The sequence below is a fragment of the Pseudomonas sp. P110(2024) genome, from assembly GCF_057480795.1.
Map to the genome: position 1 here is coordinate 325,512 of NZ_JBLIYT010000006.1, position 23,115 is coordinate 348,626.

At 53.1% G+C, this 23,115-nt stretch carries 20 protein-coding genes and 1 pseudogene; 13 read left to right on the forward strand and 8 right to left on the reverse strand.

What is annotated here, in order from left to right; translation table 11 throughout:
- Nucleotides 1-139 precede the first annotated feature (139 nt).
- Nucleotides 140-376 carry a hypothetical protein gene (locus AC25ND_RS12220; RefSeq protein WP_241412260.1) on the reverse strand — a complete coding sequence of 79 codons (237 nt, stop codon included), beginning with the start codon at nucleotides 374-376 and terminating at the stop codon, nucleotides 140-142.
- 410 nt (nucleotides 377-786) lie between these two features.
- Here AC25ND_RS12220 and AC25ND_RS12225 point away from each other — a divergent pair.
- The 8 genes and pseudogenes from AC25ND_RS12225 to AC25ND_RS12260 form a co-directional block, all read left to right on the forward strand.
- Nucleotides 787-1,013, forward strand: a pseudogene (locus AC25ND_RS12225) (IS66 family transposase); the annotation flags it as partial.
- A gap of 203 nt (nucleotides 1,014-1,216) precedes the next feature.
- Complete coding sequence (locus AC25ND_RS12230; RefSeq protein ID WP_236180924.1) at nucleotides 1,217-1,555, forward strand: YkvA family protein; 339 nt, start codon at nucleotides 1,217-1,219, stop codon at nucleotides 1,553-1,555.
- An 840-nt stretch (nucleotides 1,556-2,395) separates the two neighbouring features.
- Nucleotides 2,396-3,376 (forward strand): integrase domain-containing protein, encoded by a 981-nt coding sequence (locus tag AC25ND_RS12235; protein WP_486976344.1) that lies wholly within the window; start codon nucleotides 2,396-2,398, stop codon nucleotides 3,374-3,376.
- A complete protein-coding gene (locus tag AC25ND_RS12240) occupies nucleotides 3,373-3,645 on the forward strand; it encodes a hypothetical protein (RefSeq protein ID WP_486976345.1) in 273 nt (90 codons plus the stop codon). The genes AC25ND_RS12235 and AC25ND_RS12240 overlap by 4 nt, the downstream gene beginning before the upstream one ends.
- Before the next feature lie 446 nt (nucleotides 3,646-4,091).
- A complete protein-coding gene (locus AC25ND_RS12245) occupies nucleotides 4,092-5,288 on the forward strand; it encodes an ImmA/IrrE family metallo-endopeptidase (RefSeq protein ID WP_486976346.1) in 1,197 nt (398 codons plus the stop codon).
- 18 nt (nucleotides 5,289-5,306) lie between these two features.
- Nucleotides 5,307-6,443, forward strand: coding sequence for a beta family protein (locus AC25ND_RS12250; protein WP_204919611.1), 1,137 nt, complete (start codon nucleotides 5,307-5,309; stop codon nucleotides 6,441-6,443).
- 235 nt (nucleotides 6,444-6,678) lie between these two features.
- On the forward strand, nucleotides 6,679-7,512 hold the full coding sequence (locus AC25ND_RS12255) for a pPIWI-associating nuclease domain-containing protein (RefSeq protein WP_204919608.1): 834 nt from the start codon (nucleotides 6,679-6,681) through the stop codon (nucleotides 7,510-7,512).
- Nucleotides 7,513-7,640: 128 nt separating this feature from the next.
- Nucleotides 7,641-7,892 carry a hypothetical protein gene (locus AC25ND_RS12260; protein ID WP_204919605.1) on the forward strand — a complete coding sequence of 84 codons (252 nt, stop codon included), beginning with the start codon at nucleotides 7,641-7,643 and terminating at the stop codon, nucleotides 7,890-7,892.
- A 54-nt stretch (nucleotides 7,893-7,946) separates the two neighbouring features.
- On the opposite strand, the gene AC25ND_RS12265 is transcribed toward AC25ND_RS12260, so the two are convergent.
- A complete protein-coding gene (locus tag AC25ND_RS12265) occupies nucleotides 7,947-9,203 on the reverse strand; it encodes a hypothetical protein (RefSeq protein WP_204919603.1) in 1,257 nt (418 codons plus the stop codon).
- Nucleotides 9,204-9,749: 546 nt separating this feature from the next.
- Between AC25ND_RS12265 and AC25ND_RS12270 the strand changes: the two genes are divergently transcribed.
- On the forward strand, nucleotides 9,750-10,133 hold the full coding sequence (locus tag AC25ND_RS12270) for a nucleotide pyrophosphohydrolase (RefSeq protein ID WP_486976347.1): 384 nt from the start codon (nucleotides 9,750-9,752) through the stop codon (nucleotides 10,131-10,133).
- 24 nt (nucleotides 10,134-10,157) lie between these two features.
- Nucleotides 10,158-12,026, forward strand: coding sequence for a DNA/RNA helicase domain-containing protein (locus AC25ND_RS12275; RefSeq protein WP_486976348.1), 1,869 nt, complete (start codon nucleotides 10,158-10,160; stop codon nucleotides 12,024-12,026).
- A gap of 206 nt (nucleotides 12,027-12,232) precedes the next feature.
- On the opposite strand, the gene AC25ND_RS12280 is transcribed toward AC25ND_RS12275, so the two are convergent.
- Genes AC25ND_RS12280 through AC25ND_RS12295 form a run of 4 tightly spaced genes read right to left on the reverse strand, consistent with a single transcriptional unit; the run spans nucleotide 12,233 to nucleotide 18,011 of the window.
- Nucleotides 12,233-12,817, reverse strand: coding sequence for a condensin complex protein MksE (locus AC25ND_RS12280; protein ID WP_204919595.1), 585 nt, complete (start codon nucleotides 12,815-12,817; stop codon nucleotides 12,233-12,235).
- Nucleotides 12,810-14,231 (reverse strand): hypothetical protein, encoded by a 1,422-nt coding sequence (locus AC25ND_RS12285; protein ID WP_486976349.1) that lies wholly within the window; start codon nucleotides 14,229-14,231, stop codon nucleotides 12,810-12,812. Before AC25ND_RS12285 ends, AC25ND_RS12280 begins: the two co-directional genes overlap by 8 nt.
- 8 nt (nucleotides 14,232-14,239) lie before the next feature.
- Complete coding sequence (locus AC25ND_RS12290) at nucleotides 14,240-17,197, reverse strand: coiled-coil domain-containing protein (RefSeq protein WP_486976350.1); 2,958 nt, start codon at nucleotides 17,195-17,197, stop codon at nucleotides 14,240-14,242.
- Nucleotides 17,198-17,213: 16 nt separating this feature from the next.
- Nucleotides 17,214-18,011: a hypothetical protein gene (locus AC25ND_RS12295; RefSeq protein ID WP_486976351.1), complete on the reverse strand. Its 798-nt coding sequence runs from the start codon at nucleotides 18,009-18,011 to the stop codon at nucleotides 17,214-17,216.
- Between the two features lie 252 nt (nucleotides 18,012-18,263).
- On the opposite strand from AC25ND_RS12295, the gene AC25ND_RS12300 reads away from it, so the two are divergent.
- Nucleotides 18,264-19,139: a helix-turn-helix transcriptional regulator gene (locus AC25ND_RS12300; RefSeq protein ID WP_098467398.1), complete on the forward strand. Its 876-nt coding sequence runs from the start codon at nucleotides 18,264-18,266 to the stop codon at nucleotides 19,137-19,139.
- Nucleotides 19,140-19,556: 417 nt separating this feature from the next.
- Here AC25ND_RS12300 and AC25ND_RS12305 read toward each other — a convergent pair whose 3' ends face one another.
- On the reverse strand, nucleotides 19,557-20,516 hold the full coding sequence (locus AC25ND_RS12305) for an AraC family transcriptional regulator ligand-binding domain-containing protein (RefSeq protein ID WP_486976352.1): 960 nt from the start codon (nucleotides 20,514-20,516) through the stop codon (nucleotides 19,557-19,559).
- 68 nt (nucleotides 20,517-20,584) lie between these two features.
- On the opposite strand from AC25ND_RS12305, the gene AC25ND_RS12310 reads away from it, so the two are divergent.
- On the forward strand, nucleotides 20,585-21,436 hold the full coding sequence (locus AC25ND_RS12310; protein WP_486976353.1) for a sterol desaturase family protein: 852 nt from the start codon (nucleotides 20,585-20,587) through the stop codon (nucleotides 21,434-21,436).
- Nucleotides 21,433-22,029: an NADPH-dependent FMN reductase gene (locus tag AC25ND_RS12315; RefSeq protein ID WP_486976354.1), complete on the forward strand. Its 597-nt coding sequence runs from the start codon at nucleotides 21,433-21,435 to the stop codon at nucleotides 22,027-22,029. Before AC25ND_RS12310 ends, AC25ND_RS12315 begins: the two co-directional genes overlap by 4 nt.
- 50 nt (nucleotides 22,030-22,079) lie before the next feature.
- On the opposite strand, the gene AC25ND_RS12320 is transcribed toward AC25ND_RS12315, so the two are convergent.
- A complete protein-coding gene (locus tag AC25ND_RS12320) occupies nucleotides 22,080-22,829 on the reverse strand; it encodes a class I SAM-dependent methyltransferase (RefSeq protein ID WP_062363805.1) in 750 nt (249 codons plus the stop codon).
- Nucleotides 22,830-23,115 lie beyond the last annotated feature (286 nt).

Genomic DNA, 23,115 nt, shown 5'->3' on the forward strand with positions numbered 1-23,115 from the left:
ATGGCAGCTCTTGCTCTGTAAGCCACGGAATCAGAGGACTAGACGCGGGTTCAAATCCCCCCGGCTCCACCAAATCCTAAAAAGAAGACGCCCAATGGGCGTCTTTTTTTGTGCCTGGCATTCAGTGCCTCAGCGGCACCTACACCACCCCGTCACCTCTCCCCTCCTCCTTCATCGCCTCCAGCTTGCCGAACTGCTCGCTGGCCAAACGGCTGATGATCCGGATCGCCTGGTGAATCCCCGCTGTGTTGCGAAAGCTCAGTTGTGGGTTGTGCTCACACTCCAGCACCTCGTCATGCTGGACCAGCGCCTCGCCAAGCAGTTCGAGGGTCCAGACGTAGCTCTGGAGGGTAGACAGGCGTTCCTGGTCAGGCATGGGGCACCTCCCGGTTGGCGCGGGTGGCGAGGGAGTGGCTGTCGATCGGGTAGAAGGTTGGGGATGGGATGGCCGCGGGGGCTGGGCGGCGGAGAGCGGATGCGAGGATCCTGCTCAGAATGCGAATAAGCATGCATGAGACTCCAAGTTTGAGATTGGAGCTACCACGATCCTTCCTACGGGATTGGGTGGCAGCTATGTGTGGGGTAGGAATACCGGGAAACTTGGAACCCGGCCAGGCCGAAGCCTGCCCACACACAGCCGCCATGACATCGCAGCAGACGCAAAAAAAGGCGCCAGCCGTTGTGATGGGGCGCCTAGTGCGAGCGCCAAGTTTACCAGCAGGTTCCTACACCTGGTCGCGGAATTTGCTGCGACTTGGGGACTGTAGCCTTAGGGCGGATCTGTTCGCAACAGATAGCGCGGTGGGACATTTCCTAAAAGCTTGGAGGAAAGGAAACGCCCGGGTGGCGCTGAGGCACTGCTTGATGCATGGGGCTGTGCCCATGGCAACAACTCAGTCGAGAACCAGATCAGGCCATGGGCGCTTGGGCGTTCCAATTGGTTGTTCGCTGGATCCCTACACAGCGATAAGCGAGCGGTGGCGATCATGACTTTGGTCCAATCGGCACGCATAACGTGGATTTCGTCGGAGAGCAAACCAGTCTTGTGGCCGAACCATGGTCAAGGACAGTAGCAAAGTGCCACAATCAGACTCAGGTCGGCTGCCTGAGCCATTCGGTCGATCCTAGGTGCGCCCCTCATGTTTTCGGAAGACCATTCCCGATCACGCTGATCAGAAAATCATCGCCAACACATACAATTCGTAGAGCACAGACCATGTCAGACAAGGCATTTGAAAAGGATTATTCAGACGAGTCGTTCTGGGACAAAGTTAAAGGCTATGCGAAGGCTGCAGGTGAGTCCGCGCTGGAGCCGGCGCTGAAGATGTACTACTCCGCCACGGACTCGGGAACGCCCAAATGGGCCAAGACCACCATCTACGGTGCGCTCGGCTACTTCATTTCGCCGATCGACGCCATACCCGACATCACCCCAATCGTTGGCTATTCCGATGATATCGGCGTGCTGTGCGCGGCCTTGGCAGCGACTGCTGCCTACATCAAGCCTGAGCATGTCGCTAAGGCGAAGGAAACGCTGAAGCAGTGGTTTTCCTGATTTGATTGGCAGCCTTGGGTAAGGCCCTTACTTTGAAGAACTGAATGCTACGACGTTTTCCGGGGTTTACCATGGAGTCCCACCGGTAAATAGCCGCCCTTCAGCCCAAAGTAGCGCTGAATTTCGCCCTTTGCGCAGGTTTGTTCACTGCCGCTGAACTGGCCGTGCAAGCGCTGTCTATGACAGCACCCCAGGTGGCCCGATCCTTCAAGGTCACGCCGCTCCCGCAGTGGTTCTCCCCAAGGGCGATTCGCATCCCGCAGCTCGTCCGGTCACTACCCATGTGATGGATGCTCTTACACATATGGCGCCCGTGCGCCAGATACTCCGTACCTCGCTGCCCTGCAGCAACCTATCCGCTTGGCCGACTATTGCGCCAACCTGTGCCCGTCTCTTTCTTCTGGAAAGAGACGGGCACTTCTACCACTGCTGCAGCCCTGATCACACAAGGCTTTGCGGCATTCCCCCTCGTGACAATCGGCGTGACAAACGCCGATGTCACCAGCAACAGCGCTGTAGATGATGGTGCCGCAGACCACGGAATGGACTGCACCTGACTGACAGTCAGGCATGCCCCGATCATCGCATTGCTACTTGCACATGGCTCAGGATCTTCAGGCGCTAGTCTCGTCAGCCAGTGCTGCCTCCACCCGCCCACCGGTAACGGTGTACAGGAGGCCAGATCATGAGATGCCCTTGCTCCCGGACGTAAGGAGCCGTCAGTCCCACGTTAGAGGACATCCCCACAGGTCGCAGGGGCCTTGATCCCTGATAACACTCAGCATTCTTGGCGGGATGACGTGGGGCGAGGATCGGAGATCGGAAGATGAGGTGACCGGCATGGCATTGGTGGGTAGACGCGATGGCCGAAATTTCGGCTACGGCAGGCAACTGAGCTATGCAGGGCCGCAGGCGTTGAAAGACATGTTCGGCGGCGGCCACTACGGCACGGTGAAGGCACACTGTGATCGGTGGCAGGCATTCGTCAGATGGTGCCGCTCCGAACAAGGGCCCGGTATCAATGATGCGCGGCAAATTGATCGGAAGGTATTGGCCGACTATGCGGCGTATCTGCGCGATGCGGTTGAGTGCGGTAGCTTCGCCATCAGCACCGCACAAAACCGCCTATCCAGCGTTAACAGGACCATGGCGGCGCTGCGCGGTGATCATTGTGTGAAATTGCCCAGTCCGAGCAAGGCGCTGGGAATGCAGCGCACCGGAGTTCGCCAATCGGCTCCGCAAGGCCAAGACCGCGAACAGGTTAAGCAGATCGTCGATGCGCTTTGTCGCCATCATCAGCAACGGGCCGCCGCGATTGTTCTGTTGGCGCGAGCCACCGGCATGCGCCTGCGTGAGGCCATCCTGGCTGACCTGCCACGGCTGAGCCGTGAGGCTGAAGACCTAGGCAGGATCAACATCCAGGATGGCACCAAAGGCGGTCGCGCTGGCGCCTCAGCGCCACGATGGATTGCGGTGGACGAACATGTTCAAGACGCACTTGGGTTTGCACGGCAGGTGTCGCCTGCGAGTAGCCGCAACCTGATTGCGCCAGACGAAAGCTATCTAAATGTTCTGCAGGAAATCATCCGCCCAGCGCGGGACGTCCTGCATGCACACAACCTCAAAGGCTTCCACGAATTGCGGGCGGCCTATGCATGCGAACGCTACGAGCAAATCACCCAACATCTCGCGCCCATTAATGATGGTAGCTACTACCAAATCAACCGGCACCTCGACCAGCGGGCCCGAGACCTAATCAGCTTTGAACTAGGGCATGGCCGTATCGACGTCGTATCTGCTTATATTGGCGCCCGAGCATGAGCAAGCCATTCGATATGGAGCTGTTCCTTGCAGGCAGCCTGACCGGATCGCACGCCACCCACCAACGCCACCTTCGCCAAGCGAAGGCTATTCAAGCGGCGATTTCTAATCGCTGGCACATCGATAACCCATGGACTTGGCAGAGAAAGCATCTCGTATGGGTTCTAAATCGCCACTTGGACCAGGCCGCTGAATCGACGCGCTATTACTATCTGCTGACCATGCGCTTACTCGCTCTTCGCCTAGGAAAATCTTGGGAGCTCCTCTAGAGCGACGAGCCTCGGGGATGACGAGCGTACGCAAGGCATTTGGCGCCAACACACCATGGTTTCTTACCCGGACCCATACCCCAAGAGGTTTCGATGACGATTTTCCCAAAAAGGGAGGATTGACAGTTCAAGAGAAAGGCAGAATACTTATCCCAAATTGGGAAGAAAAATACGACGTATGCGACTCATTGGATGTGAAAAGCTAGCTAGCGCCAAGAGCATTGGCTTGGACCTACAGAGATGGGTCCTCAGCTGGACCGCTGAGGTGAAGAGTGCGCATTGGAAGCAACCCAGCGACGTGTGCCACCAGTTCCCCAATGTACTCCACGAAGGCGATAGCTTGTTTCTATTTCCAATCAGCCAGTGTGGTTTTGCAGTTCAAGTTCTCATTGCTTTCCCACAAGGCATTGCTCTAATCCAAGATTTAAAATCTAGCGAAGACTCAAATGAACATTAAGGTTATCCGGACAGAAGACCAATACCGAGCATACCTTGAAGAAGTTCAAGTGCTGATGGCTAAAGCTCCAGCGCTCTATACCGACGACAGCGAGCGCTTAGAAGTTCTTACCGTTCTTCTAGAATCGTACGAAAATGAGAAATTCCCCGTCGAGCCACCTGATCCAATCGACGCGATTCTCTTTCGAATGCAGGAAAAAGGTCTTAAGCAGGCAGATTTGGTGCCTTATTTTGGCACCAGCAGCAGAGTTTCCGAAATACTCAACAGAAAAAGACCTCTAACTGTCCAAATGATTCGGGCGATATCTATTGGTCTCGGAATTTCAGCCGACACGCTCATAGGTCTTTCTAGCCCCGACGTTGAGCAGCCCAAGTCGGATATAGACTGGGGAAAATTCCCAATTAAAGAAATGACTAAACGCGGCTGGCTAAAGGCACTGTCCGGGCAAGCTAAAACCTCAGTCGAAGATGTAGTTAAAAATTTTATCTTCGACTCCGGCTTGCAATTTGGAGCAGCCTCGTTCAGACGAACACTTTCAGGAGAAGCGACGTCTCCGACAACTCAGTATGCGCTATATGCTTGGCTTGCCAGAATCATACAAAGAGCAAGAGAAAATAAAGACAGACTAGGAAGTTTTGAGCAAGAAAAATTGTCAAGCCAATTCCTCAAGGAACTGGCGCAGTTGAGCTGGTCGGAAAAGGGCCCGCTGCTCGCTATTGAGTTCCTTGAAAAACGTGGCATTGCAGTCATAATTGAGCCCCATTTAAAAGGCACGCTACTTGACGGCGCCGCACTAAAAGATATTGATGGAACGCCAATAGTTGCACTCACCCTTAGATTTGACAGAATCGACAACTTCTGGTTTACGCTACTCCACGAGGTAGCGCATTTATGGAAACATGTTGGAAAGGAAGAAGCATTTCTAGATAATCTCAGCACAGACTCTGAGGATAGGCGTGAAGCTGAGGCCAATAGATTAGCAAGAGAAGCGTTTATACCTAGGCTCATATGGAAGAGATGCAACGCCCATATAGCGCCTAGCAAAGAGAGTATCGAAGAGCTTGCTAGAGAGCTGAAGATTCACCCAGCGATAATCGTCGGAAGGATCAGACGAGAGCTAGACAACTACAGCTTATTTGCCGACCTGGTTGGTCAAGATGAAGTAAGAAGTCTACTAATCCCATAGATAGCTGCGAGGCTTGAGATGATCCCAACGTACGTTCCGCTTCTAAAGGCACTAAAGAGCGAGTTTCTAGCTGTCGCAGAGATGGCAAGAGATGATGCGCGAAAAACCCTTCCTCTTTTTGAGATTTCCCGAATAGGGAAAAATATTATTGAGGCGAAGCGATTTGAAAGCTGCACAGAAATCAAAACAGCGTACTTGAACGAGGTCATGTCAGGAATCGCTAGTGTTTGGGCCGGTAGGATTGCCATGGTAGACGCTTATCATTGGGCAGCAGACGCCACAATCGAGAATGGCGAACATATTATTCCCTATATTTATTCAACGCTTAACACCCTTGGAGTTGAGATTGTTCCCGTAATTGGATATGACCGCTGGGAAGACGAGTCCTATAGCTTAGCACTCCGGTCATTTGACGTCCCTCATGATAGAAACTATTGCTTGAGACTAGACAGTACGGCCATCGAGGACTCGGCCGAGCCCGATTTCTTCCAAGAAAATATCGAGACTATTCTCGATGATCTTAGCTTGGACGCTGGCCGCTGTTCAGTACTCATCGACTTCGGGGATGTCACAAACACTTCTATCGAAATTTTGACCACCAAGGCAACCGATATCGTAGATCAACTCAAGAGCTTTGGTTTCAAATATTTTATAACGTCTGGGTGCTCGCTTCCAAAAACGATTGATGCAGCCGTCAAAAAAGTTGACTCTGTTGGCTTCGTCCTGCGGCGTGAAATGCAGCTTTGGCAAAACCTCAGACAAAGTGCTCCAGCGACTCCAATAATTTATGGAGATTATGGTGTACGGGGCCCAAACACTAACGAGGGCGTAAGAAGCAAGCATACTAATGGAAAGATTCGCTACACAATCGACAAGCAGTTTTTCGTAGTCCGCGGACACTCCATGAGCCTTCCAGGCAAAGGAGAACAAATGTATACGCTTGCCGAAACCTTAGTTAACTCATCCCACTACATGGGGGAGCCGTTTAGTTGGGGTGATAAGCGTATCGCTGACTGTAGTCGAAAGAAAATCAAAGGGGGTGCCCCACAATGGATAACTATCGACACCAGCCACCACTTAGCATATGTGGTTTCAGAAGTAGAAGAATTCGAGCGTAGCGCGGTTATGGCGGCCACTAAACGGGCGCTCAATTAGTGATCAGCTGCTATGTGAGCATATCCCCTTAATAAAAAATGGGGCATCCCATACGGGTGCCCCTTCCTACACGCTGCGAACAGCCTCTACACAGAGCAGACCCGCCGGCGCTTAAATCAGAGAGGCAAGATGAGATTGGCCCGCCCCAACCGATCCGCCCGCTATTTCAGGAACGGCTCATGTAAAGGTCAAGCAAGTCGTAATGTCGCACGAAGCTAGAACCCGAAGGACAACTATGAAGCTCAAAAAACTTTTAACGCTCGATTTCATACAAGAATTTGAGTCGTTGTTAGAAACAAATTTTGAGAAAAAGCTCTTCGTCGCCAGTTTAAGAAACTACGCGACTCATGGAAACCCCTTAAGATTTCACAACTTTGCTTTTTCGATGCGCGAGCTTGTACTGCATGTCATCCAGCGAAAAGCTCCGCCGCAAAAAGTCAAAAATGCTACTTGGTACGTTCGCGAGAGTGACAATCATGAAGTCACCCGCCGCCAGCAACTCAAATACTGCGCTCAATCGAATTTGTCGGACGCATACCTTGGAAACGAGGTAATTGATCACCTAAACGAGTGCATAAAAGAATTTTTGAGCGAGTTTCAGTTCTTCAACAAATACACACACATTACAGAAAAATACTTCGATGTATCTTCAGAAAAATTCTTTTTGGGTGTAAAGGACATAATATCCATATCGCGTGACTCTTTAAATGGGCTTCAAGATCTTGAGATGCTCGTTATCGAGTGCCTAGAGAAGAAAGTCAACAATGCAGTAGTCTCAACGGCAGTCAGCGCAATACCTGAGAGCTTATCCCTGCTTGCCAACCACGTGTATATCGAGTATACACAAGTGGAAGAGATTGCGTGTTTAGGGATTGATGATGAGTTTATTCATATAGAGGCCAGCGGCGAGGTTCATGTAACTCAGGAGTATGGTCCCAAGCATGACCTCTGCGAGATAAACGAAAGCTACCCATTCAGTTTGTGCATGAAATCAAGTGTAAGCGACCCGGAACAATTCGTCATCCTTTCCGAGGAGCTAGATGTAGACACCTCCTCTTGGTATGAATGAAGTCCTCCACACGCACTTCAGCTTCTTGGAGCTCTACCTCAGGGGGTAAAAATAGTGAGCCCCCTATTGATAAGACCAATTAACAGACGTAAAGTCTCCACTTGAAAAGTCAATGAAAGGATGAGGCAATGAAAGAGACTTACTACGTTCGCACCCAGTACGATGGCAGGGATTACAGATCCGTACAAGAAATATATTACTACGACAAAGAGGGTGAGGAGCAAGTAGACTGGAAAATCACTAACATCTGCTTGAATATTAGCACTTGTGCAGACCAAGGCAGCGACACTTGGGACTATATAAAACACAAAGTAAAGGAACACCTTGACAGTAATGGCATTCCTTACGATGACGTTGAGTGCGGCCTTGATTATGAATAAATGTAGCAAACCCAAGAGAAGGTAGCTCTTTTTAGTTTCCTTTTTCAGCAGCAGCTAGTAAAAACTTTCTTTATAGGGATAGCGCTGCGCAAACATTTGTAATAATAGCTCCCACCTTTCCGATTCATTACTTGCAAACCGTCTAATTTGATCTGGCTTGAATCTCCCCAAAACCATTTGCAACTCCATGACTGTGAACTCGTGTACGATGCCACTCATTTTAATTGAGCCGATTATAGATTCCAGGTTAAGATTATCAGCCTTGTGACCTAAAAGGATACTCTTTACTGGTTCCCGCTCCATCGAGAACTCTGCGCCCTCTGGCACATCCACATACTCTCGGAGCGTCAATGTCTCTGACGGTATCTCTCGTTGATCAGATATCTGTCCAACCTTGGAGATCTTGTAAAATTCGTTAATGGCCGATGCGCTTTTTTTATCAATTTTATAGTTTCGCAGCGAGTAAGATGAAAAGCGTGTAGATGTCGCTGGAGGGTGCATAACCACTGACGGCATGTGAATCTGAAGTAAGCACTCAATTATATCCGGACGCCCTGAAAAGACTGGGAGTCCTAATACTTTCTCTCCAATCATTTTCAGCTTATCTTGAATTATATCTCTCGCATGATCCGTGGTCATCGCCATAGTCAATCCATTATGTGAAAATCCTAATTTGGTGACATCAGCCGCAATAATTCCGTATGTACGCCGCCCCTCATACTTTTTTGGCATTCGACAAATTATTTGCTCCTTAGCCTTCATAAAATTGTCCTTAAGGTTTCTAATTCCCGCAATTCTTTTGCATTCAACAAAAAATGAATGCTTATCAGTTATGGCAATAATGTCAGTCTCGGTACTGAGATCAACAATGCATCCAGACTGACAAAAATAGCTTGCCACTCTTAGTTCAAACTGAGTATCTCTAGACTCAGTGTTTTTATCCAGCGCGGCAAAATCGCTTCCGCCAACTATTTTCTCAACCTTTACTTCAATACCTTTCGGTGCATGTTTTTCTAGCCCTCGGAGAATCCACATGAGCTCATGAGCCTCCCTCAGCAAATAAAGCTGCCAGTCAATGGAGCTCTGAAATCTACTATCATTCACATTTTTAAATATTTTCTTCTCATCAGTTGTTTTCCCGCTTGCCAAATCCTCAAAATACTGTACGTATCGCGATATCCTTGTGTTATGGGTCTTAACACCAAGCCTTTGAGCAAAAATTTCAAACTTTCGTAAATCGCCCGCATGGTCTTTAAAGCTTATTGCTGGCAACGTATGGTTTGGCAGCTTATACAAACGTTCCTCTTCCATTTTTTCCTCTCTTCCTTTGAGTAATATTTTACCGTACTGAGTTTCTCTATCCCAGCGGCCTCAATCTCCAGAACTACTTCAGCATTAATGCACATCGATGTTCCTGAAAAATCGGAGCATAGCCGACGATATGCCTCATTTTGAAAACTTACCAGCAGATCCGATGGTTCAGTGCCTGCTTTGGATTCACTTGGCGTCACGGCAGCTTTGTCGGATGCCTGCCAGTTTCTATGGCGGGGGCTGCTCGACAAAATTCGACATCAGGACGTTTACCAACAAACGAACTGGGTGAAGAAATGGCTGCTGGTCAGTGGGCACGGTCGCCATGGCCAACTGGACTACGCCCGCTGAGAGGCACAGGGAGACATTTTTGTCGCCAGCCCACTCGCCACGCTCGAAGGATATAGCGAGCGCTGGAAAGCAATACTGCAGACAGTGAGTGAGAGAAAAACACAAAAAACCTGCGCAAAGAGCGTAAAGTCTTACAATCCAAGGCCGGATTTCCTACACATTTTTTGCCCCCACTGATACCCAAGAGATAGCCACGTGAGTGATTCAGACAGTTCATCCGAACCACTGATTGATGTAATGAAGCTTGCTGCATCCCTCCAGCATTTCGCAGATGCTCGCGACTGGCAGCAGTTCCACTCCCCAAAGAATCTCATCTTGGCGCTCACTGGCGAGGTAGGCGAGCTGTGCGAGATTTTCCAATGGATGAGCGATGCCGACTCGATCTCCGCCGCAACAGATCCCGAAATCGGCCAAGCCGTGAAGGACGAACTGGCGGACGTACTGATGTACCTGGTTCGCCTGAGCAGCGTACTCGGCATTGACCTCAACGAGGCCGTGACACAGAAACTCGCCTCGAATGGCCAGAAGTACCCCGTAGATAAAGCCAGAAGCAACAGCAAAAAGTACGACCGACTCTGACCAACACGCACCTAAGGACAACCCGTGATCGTTTACGCTGCGACCAAACAGCAATTTCTCAAAGACAACGATAACGATGACATTGAGGAGGTGATCCTCAGGCATTACAAGGAAGCTACCGGCAAGAACGTTGGCTCCTCGGAAATTAGGTCGTGGCAAGGGTCTCTGACGTACATGGCCAAGGTCCTTAGAGATGAGGGCCTCCCGAGCGATGCAGGCCTGGCCATCGAATTGCACATTCCACAGTCGTCGAAGCGAATCGACTTTCTACTCACCGGTCGCGACGAAAACCAGGCAAAAAAGGCCGTACTGATCGAGCTAAAGCAATGGAGCAAGGCCAACGCCACAACCAAAGACGCAATCGTCAAAACGGCATTGGGTGGCGGCCTCATTGAGACCATTCACCCGTCCTATCAGGTATGGTCCTATGCAGCGCTGCTGGAAGGCTTCAACGAGGCGGTGTATGACAAAAGCATCGAAATCCGTCCCTGTGCCTACCTCCATAACTACGTCAGCGACGGGGTCATAGATTCAGCCCACTATGAGCCCCACATCAGCAAGGCTCCGCTGTTTCTGAAAGGCCCGGAAGAGCTCAGTAAACTCAGAGCCTTTCTGAAAAAGCACATAAGTCATGGCGACAACAAAGAGGTTCTTTACGAGCTGTCCGAAGGAAAAATTCGCCCGTCCAAGGCGCTAGCCGAAGCCCTTGGAGGGTTGATGAAAGGCAAACCCGAGTTCGTATTAATTGACGATCAGAAAGCAATTTTTGAGTCGGCGCTGGCGGCGGCAAGCGAGGCCTCGGACCAAGCACCCAAGGTGATGATCATCGAAGGTGGACCGGGCACCGGAAAAACTGTTCTGGCTATCAATCTGCTGGTGAAACTCACCGAATTGAAGCTGATGAGCAAATACGTCTCCAAGAATGCCGCCCCTCGCAAGGTCTACGAAAGCAAACTGGTTGGGACCATCAAGCGCAGCCATTTCTCGAATTTCTTTTCAGGCTCTGGGGCATTCATCGACACTGAGCCCAACACATTCGATGCGCTTATCGTGGACGAAGCTCACCGGTTGAATGAGAAAAGCGGGCTTTATGGAAACCTTGGGGAGAACCAAATCAAGGAGCTGATTGACTCAGCGAAATGCTCCATTTTCTTTATTGATGAGGACCAGCGTGTAACCTTGAGCGATATCGGCAGCAAGCAGGCGATTCGCGCCTTTGCGAACGCCAAGGGTGCTGTGGTTGAAGAACACGTGCTGTCTTCGCAGTTTCGCTGCAGTGGTTCTGACGGTTACCTGGCATGGCTGGATGACACGCTAGGTATTCGCTCGACGGCAAATCCGACGCTTGAGACCCAAGAGTACGAGTTTAAGGTGTTCGACTCACCTCAGGCGATGCATGACGCAATCAACGAGAAAAACCACGGAAACAAAGCTCGTGTGGTCGCGGGCTATTGCTGGCCTTGGTTGAGCAAGAAAGACCCCACCGCTGCTGATATCGTGATTGGTGACTACAAACGCCAATGGAACCTGGATCAGGATGGCAGCCTATGGATCATCGCTGAAAACTCCATCGAGCAGGTTGGCTGCATTCATACCTGCCAAGGTTTGGAAGTCGACTACATCGGGGTGATTATCGGACCAGATCTGATCGTACGTGACGGTCAGGTAGTGACATCCCCGGATGAGCGCGACAAGCAAGATAAATCGATTCGCGGCTGGAAAAAAATGATGAAAGAGCAACCTGCCCTCACGAAAAATGAAACAGACCTGATCATCAAAAATACATACCGAACCCTGATGACACGCGGGATGAAGGGTTGCTACCTGTATTGTACCGACAAAGAGACTGCGCAATACTTCGAGAGCCGGCTTAGCCAACAAAGCAATCGTTGACGCTAGCGTTTGCTAGAAGCCCCTGTTCATGCGAGTGGGGACATCGTACGTACAGGGGCGACAATCGTAAGCGTCCACCCAACTCGCCTTAAGTAAGTAAGGTCGGCACCCACTGATGCATCAGCAATGTAGGCATGGCCATATTCCCAAGGATTGAGTTACCCTCAATTTCCCTGTCATACGTACCTCTCTAGGGTCAGCTCCCCCTAAACGTCGAGATCGCCTTCACCGAGGAGATCATCAAAAAAAGCAGCGCCTGATTCAGATAAGACTAAATTCCCCTTCCCGTTACGGTATGCAACGGCGCGTGTTTCGAGCTTCTTAATGTGCTCCATCAACACACCGCTTTTCATCCCACACGCTATCAGAACCTCAACCTTATCCTCCGCCTTGCCGATTTCCTCGATATGGATGTTTGACAGGCCCGCCGAGTTTTTCAGCAACACGTCCATTGTAAACCCCAACTCCAATACTCCCCGAAACAGCACCAGTAGCAGACCTTGGATGTTGCGTGCTAGATCATCTCTGACATCAGTGCCATCACTGGTGCGGATGTAGGCAAAGCCATCACGCATGACCAGCTCGTAACCAATCAGATCGTAGAAACTGCGGTAGTGATCGAAATTATTCAGTACCTCCTCGAAGTGCGGATTTGATTTCAAGCCACCATCAATAAAGACGGTGCGGTTGATCATCTTTCCGTACATGAGCTGACCATACAGCTCTACAGACAGCTTTCGATTAATCACTTTGGCCTGTGCAATCGGCAGCGAAGGTTCGTGGTCAAACATGTTCAGTCTCCACTTGTAGCTTGTAGTACCTCAGGCTCTCGCTGTCAGTTGCGAGTTTGCCGATATGGTAGTGCGGGATGAGGCGAATTCCTTCTCGCTTGCGCAGCCAGCCCACCGACATTAAAAGATCAGTCAACTCGTACCCTTTAAGTCGGCCTTTCAGGTGTTCATGCATGGCGACATGGGCGTCATCGGTAAGCCGTGGCTCCCATTCCTCGACCAGATTACCGATGGCCAACAAGCGAGCATCACGCCGACGCTTGAGCTCGCCCGACTCGTTGGCCTGCCCGCTGAGCTGGTGAATCTTCCCGGTGCTGATCTTGACGTTGGGCAGCGTTGCGCGCAGATGCTCTGCCAGCGCCAAGCGTTGATTAGCGTCTGGCCACTCAACTTTTGCTTCGAACACTCGCATTTTCAGCCCGGAGTAAGTGTTCAGATGGGCGAAGACAGGGTGCGTGCTGGGCAAAATATTGTCCTTCAAACTCCCATCATGCAGCTCACGCACGCTGCCATAGAGACGATTCCAAGCCTGTTCGATCTTGTCATAGGCACTACGGTGCGCCTCACTCTGCTGGACATAGCGCATCAACGAACCGCTGATGATCGAAATGTCATGCCGGTATGAGCGAATCGACTCGACGGAGTAATAAACCGAGCTGGCCAGCTTGTCGTGACCATAGTGAGCCAGTTGATCGCCGATGCAGGTCAGTGCTGTAAGAGCAGGCTTAGTCCCCTTCAGGTCAGTGTGCTCCCCCAGAAACTGCAAAGCAGGCAGGATGTTGCGTAGATAGATGTTGTTGATCTCCCCCAAGGCTTCCTGAGCCTTAGCCACCTCATCAATTACGTCATAGCGCATCCGATCGACGATCTCACCGAGTCGTTGGAGCCGGCCCTGTAGCGCATCCACACACTCCTTCATCTTGGCGGTTGCAGCGCGTATCTCCTTGCGCAGCACGCTCACCTGCTCCTGAAAACCGATATCTTCATTGCTCAGGGAGGGCAGAGTGACAAACACTTCGTATAGTCGATTGAACGAGGCTCGAATCAACTCATAATCAGCACTGTTCAAATGACGCAGACGCGCTCCGTCGAAGTGACGGAACATCTCGATCACGAAGGGGGCAAAAACCATCACGCCACGAGCGCTGTCTACCTGAATGACAAGCCCAACACGCTCAAGGTTTTCAACACAAAGAGCACTTTCTAGTTTGCGCCGCTCGGCCGGCACCTCACGCAAAACCCGCGTATTAGGTAACGGTGCTAAGGAGTCCAGCAGGGCGCGTAACTTCTGCTGGTACATGACAATGCGTACTTCCTCGCCTTCACCAACTTTATCCATGTGGTCAATCAGATCAAGGAAAACCCCCTTGTTCTGGATCATGTTGATCAGTGCAACGTCTGTTTTGACGACCATCAGATCCTCTACTCTTCCATTTCGGCAGCAAGATCCGGCTCGACAGCCTCAAGACACTCCAGGGCGATCAATGACTCACTTACTCCGGTATAAAGAATCGTCCGGTTCGGGCTGTAGGACTGGTCAGTTGCGTTGAAGTAGTCGAGATTCATGTAGTTGCCCAGCACTTTGCTGATACCGGAGGTCAGGCCAGGAGTGGCCCCGAACACACAGAAGCCATCCGCGTCGGCAATGTCGCGGGCAGAGCGCAGATTCTTATCATCAAGATTGGATAGCTCATCGATGAACAGCGGCAAGCTGACCTTGGTGTCGGCTTGCAGCAACTCTTTGAGCAGGAAAGCCAGCAGGCGGCAGTTAATCATCACTGAAGTGCCGGTTGATTGCGCTTCTACAGTGTACTCGTCACTGCCGTGAAGCTTGACGCGGTAATCGACGCTGACAATCAGGCGAGCCATGTTCAGGGTGGCATCGCGACGCTGATCGGACTCGACGAACTGAGTGCAGAAACTCCCCAGACGGTCGTAGAGGACTTGTGGTGGTAGCTCACCACCGGTCAGATTCACCGAATCTACGGTCTTCAGTAACTCATCGAACTGGGGATGGAGCTTGCAGTCGATAGCCACAGCCGTGAGGTTGGATACCTTGATTGACGACAGGTGATTCTCGATCTCCTTGATAAAGGTGCTGATCAGCGTGCGCGCGTGCCTGATCGACTGAATCTGGATCATCGTGTCGTCGTTATGCTGGACCACTTGGTTGAAATGGTTGCTCTCCTCCATATCGAGACGACCGTAAAGAACCCGGTACTTCTCATGCAAATTGGTTAGCGTTTCCAGGCTGATGGCGCTGCGATGGGCATGCTCGGCATCATCGTCAAGAGCCACCACATCCAAAAGATCGGATACCAGCAACCTGATCTGGTTAAAACTACGGGTGGTGGCTTGGCTGCGACTTTCGATGGTATCCATCAAATTCTGAGTTACCACGATCTCCTGCCGCTCTGCACGCTGGTAACCGGTATTCAAGTACTCCAGACGGGAATGCAGGATGTCGTTGACTGTCCTACCCCAGCGGAGCATGGATTGTTCACGCTCCTTGGCGGCCTCTAATGCCGTCCTGGCCTGCTCAACCAGACGGTTGGCCTCGTCGAGCTGCTGGTTGAGCTCAAGACAACGAGCCTCAAGAATTGCGTACTGCTCGGTGGCCTCGCCGTGCTCCTGCCCAAGCCGCACGAACTCCTGTTCAATGAACTCATGGCGTTTCAGAAGAGCAATGTTGCGTTCATCCTTCTCGATCTGAGCCTGCTTAGCAGCAATAGTGGCTTCGATCTGCTCGACTGACATTTTCGTCTTATTGGCAAGATCATTGGCGCGGCGCTTTTGCTGTGTAAGGCGCTTTCCAACAGATGCCAATTCGTCCTTACGGCTCTGTAGCAGCTTGCCAGCATCGTAGTGTTTGACCGGGACTGGAGTCGGACTGCTGAGAAACATGAGCGAGCCATCCAGCTCATTAAACAGCGCGGTGAAATCGCTGATTGTCTCAATATTGCCCTCGAGCAATGGCGGGCACTCGCCGGTGAAGACCTCCTGGTTCAGCGAGTAGAGGATGTCCGCTGTGCGGCTGGGGATCTGATCCAGATCCAGGAGTGATGGCCTCGCACCTTCAATAAGGATTTCAAGGTCTTTGACCTTCTGGCTGCCTTTGTTGATCTCGCGCGTTAACTGCTCGAACTCACGGCGAAATTCGCCATCGTCCTTTAGAGCCTTGATGTCGGCTCGATCCTCCTCGACCTGCGCCGCCAGTGCGGCAGCAATCTCTTCCGGGGTCATAGACGCGTAGCCATGCATTGCCGTTGAGAGGTCGATGGAGTCCTTCTTGATCCGGTCGTAGTTCTTCCCAATCTCGCCGATTGCGCCTTTCAGCTCCTTGAGCTGGGTATTTTTGCTAATCGCCTGCTCACGCTGGTGGTCAGCACCTTCTTTGACCGCACTGTAGTCCGCAGAGCACTGCATGCGAACGTCGAGGTAAGCAGAGCCCTGCTCGTTGATGCTCTGCTCAACGTCACACAATAAGTTCATCAGATCCGAACTTTGAGCATAAAAATCTGCGAAGCCTTGATTGAAACGGTCCCAGTACGGCTGTCCGTTACGAATCATCTGGAGCCGATTTTTTACCGAGCTCAGGGTTTCATAACGCGACAGAATTTCGATGAGGTTAACGTTCAGCTCAGCCTCAGTACGATCCTTTCTGCCTTCAATAATCGTGGCGATGGTGTCCGGCAGAGTACGTTTGTCTTTGGCTGCAATGTCAAAGGCCAGATGGATCAGGCGCTTCCAGGCATCAATCTCGCGAGCCTGCCCACCTCCACTCTTGAGCGGCAGCAGGCAAAAGCGCCCGGCATCAGGGCGTGTCGGCTGGTGCTTGTAAATTCGCTCCTTGATATTAGCTACATCCTTGATCACAACAGCGCCTAGCCTTTTCAGGGGCAGTTCAATCTGTGATCTCGACAAATCTTCAATTGGTGCACCCATCCCTCCATTGAGGCTAGATTCATGATTCCAGAACAGGTGCTCGATTTCCGAATATTGCACTGGCACAGCAGTACGCTCATAGCTGTATTGCTTGGTTCCCACGTTAAGGATGATACAAAACGGACCGTGCGGGTTTTCCGCTTCAAGGACCATGAAGGAGTTTCGCTCGGGAAAATAAAATCCAAAAGTCGCATCTCGACCGTAATAGCCTTTTGTGCTTTTGAATCCAAACTTTCTCTCGCAATCGTGAAGGTTTTCTTCGGGCAAAAGAAAGAACTTCAAAGCATTGAGCATTGAAGTCTTACCCTTATTATTATCGCCGAGCAAGGCCGTGTGTTGGTCGATACGAACCTTTGTATAGCAGTATGCCCCGCTATTTATCAAAACGATCTGCTTCATTTTAAAGGTTTCGTGAAACATAGATTCAATGCTCATGACCGCTCCCCAAATACTACTGACCCAAATAGGTTTCTTGCTCAAGCACTTTGCTAGTCTCACGCATAAACTGGACCAATTGATCTGTTTCCGGTGATAAACCCTGATACTTAATTACCTCTTGGCGCTGCTGATCAGTCAACGCGTACTTTGACTGAGCCAGGCGCTCTCTCACGTCAGGCGGCACAAGGAATACGGGGGGCTTGTCGTGCAGCAAGATTGTCAAGGATGCGAACATCCGTAGCCCCCCAATGTCCACATCAAACAAGCAATACAGCCTATCGAACTGACCTAACATTTTTGCATTCAGTCTATTAGTCACCTGGTTGCCCGAACCGGAAATCAACTCAATATCACTAGCAGTAACAGCCAAAATTTCAGCAATGAATGGCAGCGTTTCATCGACTCGAAGGAAGTTCTCCAGATTCTCGACAATGACCCCCACCTTACCCAACACGCGCGGCAGCACCCAAGACCCAGCCTCAGTCACCGCCACAGCCGGGTGCCGGTATTGAAAAGAGCGAAACATCAGTAGCGACTCGGAGACACCAATTCGATGACTGTTTCCGTCTATAGCAGCACCGACTCGCCCCCCAACATCAGAAGGCCTGAACCTCATCAGGAGCTCATCGAATGCAGCCGAAATAAGCACTTCGACGTGATAACTATTTTTTTTAAGCTTCTTGGAAAGGAATATTCGACTGATATCTGCACGTGCCACGCCAGCAGCCAAAAGCTTGGCAATCAGTGCATCAAAATTGATGGGCTGCCTAGATTGAATCTTGTCAAGGTAGCGATAAATGACAGATGACATGGACTTCCTTGTAGAGCTGTAAACATTCAAGAAACTACGGCCGGGCTCAATGAAAAGCGCCCTCCTTCGTGAGGATGCATCCGCTAGGCCTCCCGTTCCATTCTGATCAAGCGCCCGTGCTGCTGCGATCAAGCGGCCACTCCGCACTATGCAAGCCTTTGATTGAATTCGGCAATCACGATATGTAGTCTTTAGCGACTCATCTAGAGTGTTTACCTGTACAGGTAAAGTTTTCGAACAGATGGAGGGACCATGAAACGCAAGCAGTCGATCGAGTCTATACGTTGGGATCTAGCACTGCGCTATCGTCTGATCGAGACAGTGGTCTGGTGGGAGGGCCGCCTGACCACCAATCACCTGATGCAGAGCTTCGGCATCAGCCGTCAACAAGCGTCGAAGGACATCAACACCTACATCAACGAACACGCGCCGAAGAACCTTGAATATGACAAGCATTTGAAGGGGTACGTCCCAAGCCGCCGCTTCCAACCGCTGTTCATCGACGACAGCGCCAGTGCCTATCTGCACCTTCTCAACCAGAACCATGAGCGCGCCCCACACATCGAGGGTCTGGCACTTGCTTATGCACATACAGAGGTATTGGCAGTGCCGGATCGCTCGGTACGGCCGGAAGTGCTGCGTCCGCTGCTAAAAGCCTGCCGGGATGGTCTGCGCCTGGAGTGCGAGTATGTGTCCTTCACCAGCCCCGGTGGCGAAACTCGCCTGATCGCCCCGCACACCTTGGTTTACACCGGAATGCGCTGGCACGTGCGGGCCTATTGCGAGAAAAATCGGGATTATCGCGACTTCGTTCTGAGCCGATTCCGCGGCATACCGGATCTGATGGATGATCCTACAGACCACGGCCGCGAGAGTGATCCGGGCTGGACCACCTTGCTGCAGGTGATCATCGAACCCGACTCGCGTCTGAAACCGGAACAACGCGCCATCATCGAGGCCGACTACGGCATGCGGGATGGCCGACTGCCAATCGAAACCCGTGGCTCACTAGTGCAATACGTGCTGCAGCGCTATCAGATCGACCCAACTAAAGTGCATGCCAAGGCGACAGCGCAGCAGATTGTCGTCGCCAACCTGGATGAACTGCAGCCTTGGCTGTACCACTGAGCAGAGATAAATATGTGGTCACGCCGCCGATTCTCTAGCCCAAGGGCAACAATCAACAGCGCGACCATTTGCTTGATAGATTCGGCTCCGATTCGTTTTAGGGGGCGGAGCTGAAAAGGCACCGTCCATCGGAATCCAGTCCACGCAGCGTTCCAACTGGTATTCCAAGCATGTTAACCAAACATTTTTTTACCAGCAAAAACAACTAGATACCGACTTGTTTCAGATTACCCCGGCCCACCAAATCCCAAAAAGAAGACGCCCAATGGGCGTCTTGTTTTGTGCCTGGAATTCACCACCTCAGCGGCACCACGCCACCACCTCCCCCTCCCGCTCATCGACTCCAGCTTGCTGATCTACCCGCTGACCAACCGGCCGATGATCCTGGACGAACGTTAGCTGCGATGCGCAGCCAGCTTACAGCGATCGCCAGCGCTTGCGCGCATGAACATAAGCCGCCAAGTCACTGTATCCAAGCTGCGCAGCAATCTGCGCTCGGCTGTCCCCCTGCATCTCCAGGTACTGCTCAAGCTCCGCACGGACCCGGTCGAGCAGCACACGAAAACTGGTCCCCTCATCCTCCAGCCGCCGACGCAAGGTACGTGCACTCTGGTGAAGGTCCTGTGCCTGCGCCTCCAGGGTAAGTGATTGGCCCGTGTTGAGGCCCTGGCGAATACCCTGGGCTACCCGGGCCGACCAGCCACTGAGCTGGGACTGCTGCGCCAACCGGCGCTCCAGCTCCTGGCTCACCACCTCCATCATCCCGGCATGCTGGGTCAGCAATGGCATGTCCAACTGGATACGATTGAAGTACAAGCGGTTGTACCCGCAGTCGAACTGGATATTTTCACCAAACCACTCGTGGTACTCCGGGTAGTACACCGGCCGACGGTGAGCGAAGCACGCCCGCTGCGGCACGACCACCGCACCTATCCCCACGCCCATCACGCTGAGGGACATCACGCTATAGTGCTCGACCATATAGCGCACCAGGCTGGCTGGAGCATCGATTCGCAATTCCACCCCAAGGCAATCACCCTCCTCGATCAGCGCCAGGGTATCCATGTCCGATGCCAGCCGTGCATAGCGCGCCCAGAAGCGGATGGCCTCGGCCAGCGTGGCGCTGTACAGGCAGCCCTGGGCCAGCACATGCCAGTCCTGGCGACTGAAGTGCGAGAATAGGTGCAAGCCGATTGCCGGATCATGGCTGGCAGCCTTTGCCCAAAGCTGCTCCAACGCAAGCATGCTGTAGTTGCTGCGCGCCTTCAGCGAGTGCGTCTGAAGGTAGCGCTCCAGCACCCGCCCGAGCGGGCCGCGGTGGAATCGCTCGGGCGATGGGTTGGCCGCTTCTCGCGTGATTCTGTCCGTTTCGCGCATATCGTCTGACGGCTTCGTGAATTCTTATGGGTGGGCACCGCCTTGATCGGCACCCACCGGAGAATGCCATGAGCACAACAATAACAAACAGCCCGATACCAATTATTCTCGCCATTCTGATCGGCTTCATCCTCCTCGAAATCACCTGCACCTGCTTCCTTCAGCCCCGCGGCAAACGTCGGGACGCGATCATCGAGATCGTCGGCAGCGCCCTGCTGATGGCGGTCACCCTGCCGTTGGTCACGTTCCTCAGCAACAGCCTGCTGGCACACTTCGCGCCGCAACTGAAGGGCAGCCTCGCCGGCCTGCACTGGGTGCTTGGGCTCGTCCTGTTCCTGGTGCTGGACGACATGACCCAGTACTGGTGGCATCGCCTCAGCCACAAGGTGCCCCTGCTCTACTCGCTGCACCGCGCACACCATTCAGCGCCCTACATGAGCATCCGCATCGTCTATCGCAACAACAGCTTCTATTACCTGCTGATGCCCGGCCTGTGGTTCAGCGGGGCCCTGATCTACCTGGGGTTGGCGCCTGTGTACTTCGGCTACCTGATCGTCAAGATGCTGGTCATCTTCGGCGCCCACAGCAGCGTGCCCTGGGATGACAAGCTTTACCGCATACGCGCACTGCGGCCGGTGATGTGGCTGCTGGAACGGACCATTTCCACCCCCGCGACCCACTCGGCGCATCACGGCCTGAGCGCCGATGACGGGGTGACGCATTACAAGGGCAACTTCGGCAACCTGCTGTTCTTCTGGGACGTGCTGTTTGGCACGGCAAAGATCACCCGCCGCCGCCCGCAGCATTACGGTATCGAAGGCATGCGCCCGGTCAGCTGGCAGGAGGAGCTGTTCTGGCCGCTGATGCGTGGCAAATCGACCAGCCTGCCGACGGAATCGGACCAGGAGCTGGCCAAATGAACCTGAATATCGTACTCGTGGCCGGATCCAGCCAGGCGGATAGCCAGTCGGCGAAGGTGGGCGCCTTTCTCGCCCAACGCCTACAGGCATTGCAACTCAGCGAGCGGCCGAGGGTGATCGATCTAGGGCTTGCGCCGCTGCCGTTGTGGCCTGCCAAGGATGAACATGGGATCTGGGCGGAGTATGCAGCCCTGCTGCGTGAAGCCGATGCCCTGGTGGTGCTGACCCCGGAATGGCACGGCATGGCCAGCCCGGCGCTGAAGAACCTGTTCGTCTACGCCGGCTACCGCGAGTTGGGGCACAAGCCGGCGCTGCTGGTCGGGGTGTCCTCTGGCCAGGGCGGGAGCTACCCGCTGTCTGAACTGCGTGCATCCAGCTACAAGAACTGCCGCATCTGCTATCTGCCCGAGCAGTTGATCGTGCGCCAGGTGGATGACGTGATGAATGGCCCGCAAAGCGCAAGCACGCAAGACCTGCGCATCCGTCGCCGGGCCGACTGGGCGCTTCAGGTGCTGGGCGAATATGCCAGGGCGCTCAGGGGGATGAATGCGCGGGTCGAAATGGAGGATCCGGAATTCGCCAACGGGATGTGAGGGGTGATGGCCGCTATCGATCGATAGCGGCTGCCTCGGCCTGCCCCCGCTTAACGCCTCGCCTCAATGAGATGACGGGTCGAATGCGCGATAAAAGGCTCGCCATGGCGCATCTGGCTATCCAGGGCCAGCAGCTCAGCGCGGTACTTGTGTACAGAGAAGTCCGGCACCCACCATACGCATTTGCGAAGAATCCACACGACTGCGCCCACATCATGGAACAGCATGCGGCAGCGGGCTGTGCGCAGGTCGGTCACCGTCAGCCCGGCTGCCTGTGCTGCTGCCACTTCGTCCTGCGGATCGCGCATTTTCCGTTCCTGGGGCAATGGCCCCAGGAAATGTTCGATCAGCTCGAAAGCTGAGGCTGGGCCTACGTGCTGGGCGAAGTAATGCCCGCCTGGTCGGAGGACGCGATGGATCTCGGACCAGTCCGGTTGCACAGGGTGGCGTGAGGTGACTAGCTCGAACGAGGCGTCGGCAAATGGGAGCGTGGTTCCGGGGGCCACCTGCACGACTTCAACGCCGCGCGGCCCCAGGCGCTCGTGTGCCTTGCGGGCGTTGGGTGGCCAGGCTTCTGTCGCGCACATGAGAGGCGGGAAGCGCGGCGTCTCATCCAGTACCTCACCGCCGCCAGTGTCGAGATCCAGCGCCGTGCAGACCCTACCCAGACGCTGTGCAAGGAGCTGGGCATAGCCCCAAGGCGGACGCTGCTCAGAGGCGCGTCCTGCCAGCCAGTCGAAGCCCCAGCCAGTCACATCCGCTGCGTTGGCTTCGGCTACCAGGTCGTCAAAGGGTTTCATTCGATGGTCCAGGTTAATGCTTGTGGTCGGGCCAGTATAAGTCGTGTAGGAGCGGCCTTGTGTCGCGAAAGGGGCGCGCAGCGGCCCCAGGGTCTTGAGTATGTCTCAGGACTGTCGGGGCTGCTGCGCAGCCCTTTCGCGACGCAAGGCCGCTCCCACAGGGGCGCCGGTATGGCGTTGATGTTGGAACGCGGAAAAGACAAAACCCCTACCTGCTCGCGCAGATAGGGGTTTTGCGAAATGAATCTTGACGATGACCTACTCTCACATGGGGAAGCCCCACACT